At 64.0% G+C, this 8,479-nt stretch carries 5 protein-coding genes and 2 pseudogenes; all 7 read right to left on the bottom strand.

The window, feature by feature from the left end; genetic code table 11:
• Positions 1 to 481: 481 nt before the first annotated feature.
• Positions 482 to 1,144, bottom strand: a complete 663-nt coding sequence (locus BTZ20_RS16740) for an O-methyltransferase (RefSeq protein WP_077042139.1) — start codon at positions 1,142 to 1,144, stop codon at positions 482 to 484.
• A gap of 638 nt (positions 1,145 to 1,782) precedes the next feature.
• Positions 1,783 to 2,199, bottom strand: a complete 417-nt coding sequence (locus tag BTZ20_RS27315) for an acyl carrier protein (RefSeq protein ID WP_223263372.1) — start codon at positions 2,197 to 2,199, stop codon at positions 1,783 to 1,785.
• Between the two features lie 11 nt (positions 2,200 to 2,210).
• On the bottom strand, positions 2,211 to 3,164 hold the full coding sequence (locus BTZ20_RS16750; protein ID WP_262982485.1) for an SDR family NAD(P)-dependent oxidoreductase: 954 nt from the start codon (positions 3,162 to 3,164) through the stop codon (positions 2,211 to 2,213).
• Positions 3,125 to 5,125 (bottom strand): polyketide synthase dehydratase domain-containing protein, encoded by a 2,001-nt coding sequence (locus BTZ20_RS29100; protein WP_189636487.1) that lies wholly within the window; start codon positions 5,123 to 5,125, stop codon positions 3,125 to 3,127. Before BTZ20_RS29100 ends, BTZ20_RS16750 begins: the two co-directional genes overlap by 40 nt.
• Positions 5,053 to 7,359 carry a type I polyketide synthase gene (locus BTZ20_RS29105; RefSeq protein ID WP_262982601.1) on the bottom strand — a complete coding sequence of 769 codons (2,307 nt, stop codon included), beginning with the start codon at positions 7,357 to 7,359 and terminating at the stop codon, positions 5,053 to 5,055. Before BTZ20_RS29105 ends, BTZ20_RS29100 begins: the two co-directional genes overlap by 73 nt.
• A gap of 39 nt (positions 7,360 to 7,398) precedes the next feature.
• A pseudogene (locus tag BTZ20_RS29110) lies at positions 7,399 to 8,063 on the bottom strand (beta-ketoacyl synthase N-terminal-like domain-containing protein); the annotation flags it as partial.
• A 77-nt stretch (positions 8,064 to 8,140) separates the two neighbouring features.
• Positions 8,141 to 8,221: pseudogene (locus BTZ20_RS29885) on the bottom strand (hypothetical protein); the annotation flags it as partial.
• Positions 8,222 to 8,479: the final 258 nt, after the last annotated feature.

Raw genomic sequence — 8,479 nt, forward strand, 5'->3', positions numbered from 1 at the left:
CAAAGCCAAACGGTAGGCTCCAACCCCGCCCCGGCGATATGCCGAGGGCCTCGCGGCCGTCGGGTCCGTCGCGGCTCGGCGGCCAGCTCTTGGGTCGTAACCGAGCCGGCGGCCGCCGATTCGCTCCGGCGGCGTGCTGATGGCCCACACGATCATGGCATCCACCACTACCGCGAGCTTGCGGCCCCCACCTGCTGTCAGCTTCGGCGGTGCGCTGCCAGGTCCCGTCCGACGCCCAGCGGCGATGCCGCTCGTAGTCGGTTTCCAATTGCCGTAGCGTTCGGGCAGATCCCGCCACGACACCAGGGTGTGCACCGGAAAGGGATTCCATCGACCGCTGTTCGGTGATCAGCCCACCGATGCCCCTGCGGCTCCAGCAACGCCCACTGCACATCGGTCAATTCATGAGGCCGAATCATGTTGGGCGGGTATCCGTACCCTCCCAACCTCTACCGGACAGGCCCTCGCCTCGCTTTCCGCCTCATCGCTTACGGACGACGGTGATGCCGTCAGCCATAGCAAGCATAGTCAGGTCGACCCGCTCGTCGTCGCGCAAGAAGGCGTTCAGTTCGCGGATCGCCATCGTATCCGGATCCACAGCGACCGGATCGGCCACCCGGCCGAAGAACAGCGTGTTGTCGACCACGATTAGACCACCGGGTCGCACCAGCGTAAGGAGCTCTTCATAGTAGCATCGGTAGTTAGCCTTATCCGCATCAATGAACGCGAAATCCACGCTGTCGCGGCCCCATTCGGCAGTCAGTTCAGGGAGAGTCGCGCTCGCGTCGCCGATCCGGACCTCAATCCGGTCCGTCACCCCGGCCCGCTCCCAGTAGGGTCGCCCAATCGCGGGCCACCGGTCGCTGACATCACAGGTCACCAGGCGCCCGCCCGGCGGGAGCACCCGCGCCATGCACAGGGTGCTGTATCCGGTGAAGGTGCCGACCTCCACCACCGTGGCCGCGCCTGTAACCGCGAGCAGGAAGGCCAGCAACTGCCCCTCCTCGGCCATTACCTGCATCTGGTAGCCCATAGGGTATCTCACGGTCTCCTCGCGCAGTTCCCTCAGGATCACGTCCTCGCGCAGGGAGTTGTCCCGCAGGTAGTCGAGCAGTTCCGGGGAAAGCGTCGTCTGATCAGCCATCGTGGTCCTGATTCTCCTGTGCCGTTGAAAGATTCGATGGGATGCCGAGGCGGTTGACCAGACCGAATTGCTCCGCTTCGGAAGAGATGTGCAGTCTGGCCATGCCGCTCGGCCGCCGCGTCCGCACCCGACTCCCAGCGTGGCCAGGAGGGTTTGCAGGCGCAGTGCGAGTCGGTTCCCGCGCCTCGTCGCCTTGCCACGATCTGGGGCGGTCCCGCCTCGAGTTCGACCAGCCCGTCGATCGAGTCGATGCCAGTGGCCCCGCCGGAGCCAACTCCGTGCCCGGCTGCGAGTCCGGCTGCCGACGAACTCGAGCAGCCGAACACCAAGATGGCAGACAGCCGCAGACCCGTCGGCCGCGAGTCATAAACCCTTCTGCTGTCAGCAAGCAAGTAGCGCATGGTGTTCCCCCACCCGAACTGAGCAGGGGCTCGCATCGTTGCGGCACCGAACGGCACGATGCCACGACCAACCTTGAGTTGAAGGCGTTTCTCCTCATCACCGTTGCCGACTGCCCAAGACATGTCGAACTGTCCTGCTGCCCGCGTCCATATCCGTAGTGGACTGCCGTACATCGTCGCTGGACAGACACGGCTGTACATCCTCGCGCGCTAGTTTCAGCACCGCATCCAAGATGCCTATCTCCCGAAAGCGCTCAAAGGGCACGGAAGCCAAGAACCGGCGGACATCTCGCTCATCGCCCACGCTGGCCCGCTGGGGCGCATGACTATTGGTGATCTGTTGGAGCAGTTGTGTGGTGACGGCGTGGGGGTGGGGTGCTCGAAGACGAGGGTGGCGGGCAGGGTCAGTCCGGTCGTGGTGTTGAGCCGGTTGCGGACCTCGACTGCGGTCAACGAGTCGAATCCCATGTCCTTGAAGTTGCAGTTCGGGTCGATCGCGCCGGGCCCGTCATGGCCAAGGACCACCGCAACCTGGGCGCGGACCAATCCGAGCAGAACCTCGCGCTGTTCGGGTTCAGTCAGTCCGATTAGTCGCTGCGGCGATGCCGGATCAGATACCGTGGCGCTCGCGCCCGCGGTGCGCCTTGGCCTCACAACCAGTTCTTTCAGTATAGGGGGGTGTGGGCCTGTGCTGCCAATGTTGGTAGATCGAGCCGGGCGGCCATGACCGTGGCCAGGTTCTGTGCGAGTGCGGCGTCGAAGAATGCCAGGCCTTGTTCGTCGGACATGCCGAGGAACCCGCGGCTGATTCGTACGGTGTCGGATTCCCTGAGGGAGCTGGTCATTGCGGTGTTCATCGCCCACAGTCCCCACGCGATGGAGGTGGCTGGCAGGCCGTGTGCGCGTCGGTGTTGGGCGAGTCCATCGAGAAAGGTGTTTGCGGCGGCATAGTTGCCTTGTCCGGCTGATCCGATGACGCCCGCGGCGGAGGAGAACAGCACGAACATCGTCAGGTCCAGGTGCCGAGTCAGCTCGTGCAGATGCCACGCCGCGTCGGCTTTGGGCGCTAACACGGTATCGACCCGGTCCGGGGTCAACGAGGCGATCACCCCGTCGTCAAGCACACCCGCGGCGTGCACGACACCGGTCAGCGGATACTCGACCGGGACCGTGGTCAGTAGTTCCGCGAGCGCCGCCCTATCCGACACATCACAGGCCACGACCCGTACCCGAGCACCCAACCCCGTCAACTCCGCCACCAACTCCGCCGCACCCGCGGCGGCGATCCCCTGACGACTGGTCAACACCAACGACCCGACACCATGAACCCCCACCAGGTGCCGGGCGACCAGACTACCCAAACCACCCGTGCCACCGGTGATCAACACCGTCCCACCCGACGTCGTCGTGTCAGGGTCTGCGGGGATCGTCAGGACGACCTTACCGACATGGCGTGCTTGGCTGAAGAACCGGAAGGCTTCGGGGGCTTGATGAATGCCCCATGCCTGCACCGGAAGACGGTTGATCGCACCACTATCGAACATGACGGCGAGTTCAGCGAGCATGTGCTGGATCCCGTCTATTCCGGCGTCGAACATATCGAATGCCTGATAATCCACCCCGAATACTGAGCGACGACCTCCTGGCTGTTGCGTATGTCAGTTTTGCCCATCTCTAGGAAACGTCCGCCCCGCGGCAGCAACCGCAACGAGGCATCGACGAACTCGTCGGCCAGGCAGTTCAACACGACATCCATTCCTTGACCGCTGGTGGCCTGGAGGAACTCGGCCTCGAACTCGAGCGTCCGTGAATTCGCGATGTGTTGTTCATCGAAGCCCATGGTCCGTAGCGTGTCCCACTTGCCGAGGCTCGCAGTGGCAAAGACGTCCATGCCCCAATGTCGGGCCAACTGCACCGCTGCCATACCTACCCCACCAGTGGCGGCATGCACCAACAACGTCTCTCCCGACCGCACCCCGCCCAGATCCTTCAAACCATAGTAGGCCGTCACGAACACCGCTGGGATCGCGGCGGCCTCGGCGAACGACCAGCCTGCTGGGATCCGTGTGACAAGACGTTGATCCGTGATCCCCACCGAGCAAATACCACTCGCTATGAAGCCGTACACACTGTCCCCTGGTGCAAGGTCGACCACTCCCGGACCAACGTCGAGAACCACACCGGCACCCTCGCCCGGCAAGGTTCCCCAAGGCAATTGCACGACACCGAGCGCGACCAGAATATCCCGGAAGTTCAACCCAGCCGCGCGCATCGCTATCCGAACCTGCCCTGATTCGAGCGTCTCGCCGGCCGGCGGATAGACCGCGAGCTCCAGACTGTCGAACGAGCCCATGTCGCCAACTTCCAGCCGCCACGGTAGTTTCTCGGGCGTAGCCAACATCGAGTCATGGGGTACTCCTGTGGCTCGAGCCCTATGCAGAACACCCTTACGGATCGCGACCTGCGGTTCCTGTGATGTCACCAGCGTCGCAGCGAGTCCCGTGAGATCCGCGGTGTCGAGGCGTTCGATGGGGTCGGTGTCGGCGAGCACGATCCGGCCGGGATTCTCTGACTGCGCCGACCGCACCAGACCCCACACCGCCGATCCAGCCGGATCGGTGACGTCCTCACCGGCCACGCCCACCGCACCACATGTCAACACCACCAACGTGCTCGCCGCGAACCGTTCTTCCCGCAACCACCCCTGCAACACGACCAACACCTCATGGGTAGCGCTGTGTACCCGCGTCAGCACATCGGTGTCGGTGCGTCCAGCAGTGGTTCGCATGTCAAGCACGACCACCGGTGGTGGTGTCCGCTCACCGATATCGATCCAGTCGGCGTAGAACACGACCGGAGCAACCGCAGCCGACGACGCCGGTTCGGAGACCGCCGGTAGCGGCGTCCAGTGCACGATGTGGAGACGCTCGCGCGCCGTGGTGGTGGTGGTGAGATTTTCGGCGGTCACCGGTCGTGAGGCGAGCGACTGGATCGATATTACCGGGCTGCCGGTTTCGTCGGCGACCTCGATCGATACCGCATCCCCACTGTGGGGAGTGATGCGGGCACGGACCACCGAGGCCCCCGTCGCATGCAGGTTGATCTTCTCCCACGCGAACGGCAATGCCACGATCGAGTCTTCGTCGCGGCCTGCGAGCGTCGCGTGCAGAACGGCGTCCAGCAGCGCGGGGTGCAATCCGTAGCATTGCGCATCGGTGACCGGCTCGGGCAGCGCGGCCTGCACGAACAGGTCCTTGCCACGCCGCCATACCGCTTGCAGGCCCTGAAATGTGGGGCCGTACTCGTATCCGGCCTCGGCTAACCGATCGTAGAGACCGTCGATCTCCACGGCTACCACGCCCGACGGCGGCCACACCAAAAACTCCGCCGAATCATCCACCACCACAGCCGCGGTGGTGGCGGCGGAGGTGACCAGGCCGCGCGCGTGCAGCGTCCACTCCGGATCACCATCCTCGACACGGGAATACACCGATGCCGCCCGGGACTCTACCGCCCCGGCGCTCTCGCCGGCTGCGGCGATGTGGATTTGGATTTGAACGGCGGTGTCGGTGGGCAGCACCAGGGGGCCATCAGAGTGAGTTCCTGTATCACCGGGCAACCGACTTCGTCACCGGCGCGGAACACCAACTCCACCAGCCCGGTGCCGGGCACCAACACCACCCCATCCACCGCGTGATCTCTTAGCCACGGGTGAGTAGTCAGCGACAACCGACCCGTTACAGTGACCCCACCCGACTCCGGTGACGCCACCACCGCCCCCACCATGGGATGACCCGCCGCCACCAGTCCCAATGCCGCCGCGTCCGCGGGTACCACCGCGTCCAACCAGTAACGGCGCCGTTGGAAGGCATAGGTCGGAAGTTCCACCCGCCGCGCACCGCTACCGCGGAACACCGCCTCCCAATCCATGACCACACCCGCCACATCCAGCTGTGCCAGCGAACGTAGGAACCGGTCCATGCCACCTTCATTGCGTCGCAGCGACTCGACCACGAGTGTTTTTCGTCCCTGCATGGTCAACGCTTCGGCGGATTCCTCGATCCCCAACGTCAGCAACGGATGCGGGCTGGTTTCAACGAAGACGTTGTGCCCGTCGGCCAGCAACGCCGCGGTGGCTTGGTCGAAACGAACGGTCTCCCGCAGATTGCGGTACCAATACCGGGCATCCAACCCGGCCGTGTCCATCACCGCACCAGTCACCGTGGAGTAGAACGGCACTTGCGAAGACCGTGCCGTCACACCCTCGAGCGCATGCAACAACCCCGCACGCAATGACTCGACGTGCGCGGAATGTGCCACGAAGTTGACATCAGGAACGGTCCAACGCATCACTCCTTGTCCGGACAGGATCCGCTCGATCTCTGCGAGAACGGTGGGGGGCCCGGATATAACGACTGATCTTGGTCCGTTGACCGACGCGACGGAAACTCTGTCGGAGAATGGCTCGATCAGGGCGTTGACCCGTTCGAGTGTGTCAACGATTGAGAGCATCGCGCCGTGACCAGCCAGGTCGGTCAGTGCCCGTGAACGAAAGATGACGATCTGCGCGGCGTCGTCGAGCGAGAGCGCGCCCGCGACGTGAGCCGCAGCTATCTCACCCTGAGAGTGGCCCACCACCGCGTCGGGGACCACCCCGACCGAACCCCACAACTCCGCCAACGACACCATGACCGCGAACAACACAGGCTGCACCACATCGACCCGATCCAGCGACGGCGCCCCCGCCGATCCCCGAACCACCTCGATCAACGACCAATCCACCCATGGCGCGAACGCCTCTGCACACTCGGCCATCTTCCGCGCAAACACCGGTGCGGTATCCAATAACTCCCGGCCCATTCCCGCCCACTGCGCGCCTTGACCTGGGAATACGAACACCGTCCGCCCAACAGTCCCCGGCGCCCCGGTGACACCTTGCACGAGGTTGCCTGTCGGGGTCGCCTCGATCAACGCGGTCAAACCCGCCAGCAATTCGGTCCGGTCAGCGCCAACCACCACCGCCCGGTTCTCGAATCGCGACCGGCCTGAGACCAACGACCACCCCACATCCACCAAATCCAATCCCGGATGCCGCTCCAACAACGTCGACAACCGACGTGCTTGGCCCGCCAACGCCTCCCGCGACCGTCCCGACACCACCCACGGCACCGAAACCAGATCCATACCACCAGCTGCCCCGGTGATATCGGTCGCATCGGTGTCGGTGACATGGGTGGTGTCCGCAGCGATGACGTTGGTGGCTGGGGCTTGTTCGAGGATGACGTGGGCGTTGGTGCCGCTTACGCCGAAGGAGGACACACCCGCTCGGCGTGGGCGATCGTCGGTTTCCCATTGTTGATGGCCGACGAGAAGTTCCACTCGTCCGGTCGACCAGTCCACATGCGTCGTGGGGGTTTCCACGTGAAGTGTCGCGGGCATGATCCCGCGGCGGATCGCCTCGATCATTTTGATGACCCCGGCGACCCCGGCCGCGGCCTGGGTATGTCCGATGTTGGATTTGATCGAACCCAGCCACAATGGCCGCTCCGCCGGACGATCCTGCCCGTATGTCGCCAACAACGCCTGTGCCTCGATCGGGTCACCCAAAGTCGTTCCTGTGCCGTGCGCCTCCACCACGTCGACCTCGTTCGCGGCCACCCCAGCGTTCGCCAACGCCTGCCGGATCACCCGCTGTTGTGACGGACCATTCGGCGCGGTCAACCCATTGGACGCACCGTCCTGATTCACAGCCGAACCTCGGACCAACGCCAGCACCTCATGCCCCAGCCGCCGCGCCTCCGACAATCGCTCCATCACCAACACGCCGGCACCCTCGGACCACCCCGCCCCGTCTGCGGTCTCCGCGAACGACTTACACCGCCCATCCACCGCCATGCCCCTCTGCCGCGAAAACTCCACGAAAATCCCGGGCGACGCCATCACCGTCACCCCACCCACCAACGCCAACCCACACTCCCCCGACCGCAGCGACTGCACCGCCTGATGCAGCGCTACCAACGACGACGAACACGCCGTGTCCACCGAGACCGCCGGACCCTCCAACCCCAACAGATATGACACCCGCCCCGACACCACACTCGAGGCCAACCCTGTAAGCGCGTAACCCTCCCCGCCCCCGTCGCCGACCCTGCGGCCCTCGGAATAGGACTGGCCCGTCATTCCCATGAACACGCCGGTCGCTGACCCGTGTAGGGATCTCGGGTCGATCCCGGCCCGTTCCAACGCTTCCCACACCGTCTCCAGCACCAAGCGTTGTTGAGGGTCCATGGCGATCGCTTCGCGGGGGCTGATCCCGAAAAACGCCGCATCGAACTCGGTGACTGCATCGAGGAACCCCCCTCGCGCGCATACGATTTGCCGATCGCATCCGGGTCCGGGTCGAACAATCCGGCCAGGTCCCAGCCCCGATCGGTTGGGAATCCCGACACGACGTCACGGCCCTCGGCCACGACCCGCCACAGATCCTCGGGGAGTCGATCCCACCGGGGAACCGACATCCCATACCCACAATCGCGACGGGCTCCGAAATTGTCCTCGAAATCTTGTGGTTTTCGGTACGCAGGCGTTCGGCCTCGGTAAGCGACAGCCGGAGCGCCTCAACGAGCCGATCTCGAGAGTCAGACATTTGAATTCCCTCCGAAGTTTTGGATCTCATACGCAGCTCAAAGCTCGTACCTCTAATACTGATCACACACAGAATCAGAGATGCCACTTAATCAAATTGATCACCCCAAGGTCACTACGGCCTCGGCTCACTCTAGCGACTGCCGACCTCAATCGAGCCGATGAAGAATTGATGACAATGTGGGACCAATATAGTCCAGGGCTTTCGGGTGCATCATCTCGTTGTGCCCGAAGGGCACCTGATGAACCTCTACGCCGCCGGCAATATAGGGTTCCCACTCCTTAGCCG

The organism is Rhodococcus sp. MTM3W5.2, from assembly GCF_001984015.1.
Classification (GTDB): Bacteria; Actinomycetota; Actinomycetes; order Mycobacteriales; family Mycobacteriaceae; genus Rhodococcus_G; species Rhodococcus_G oryzae.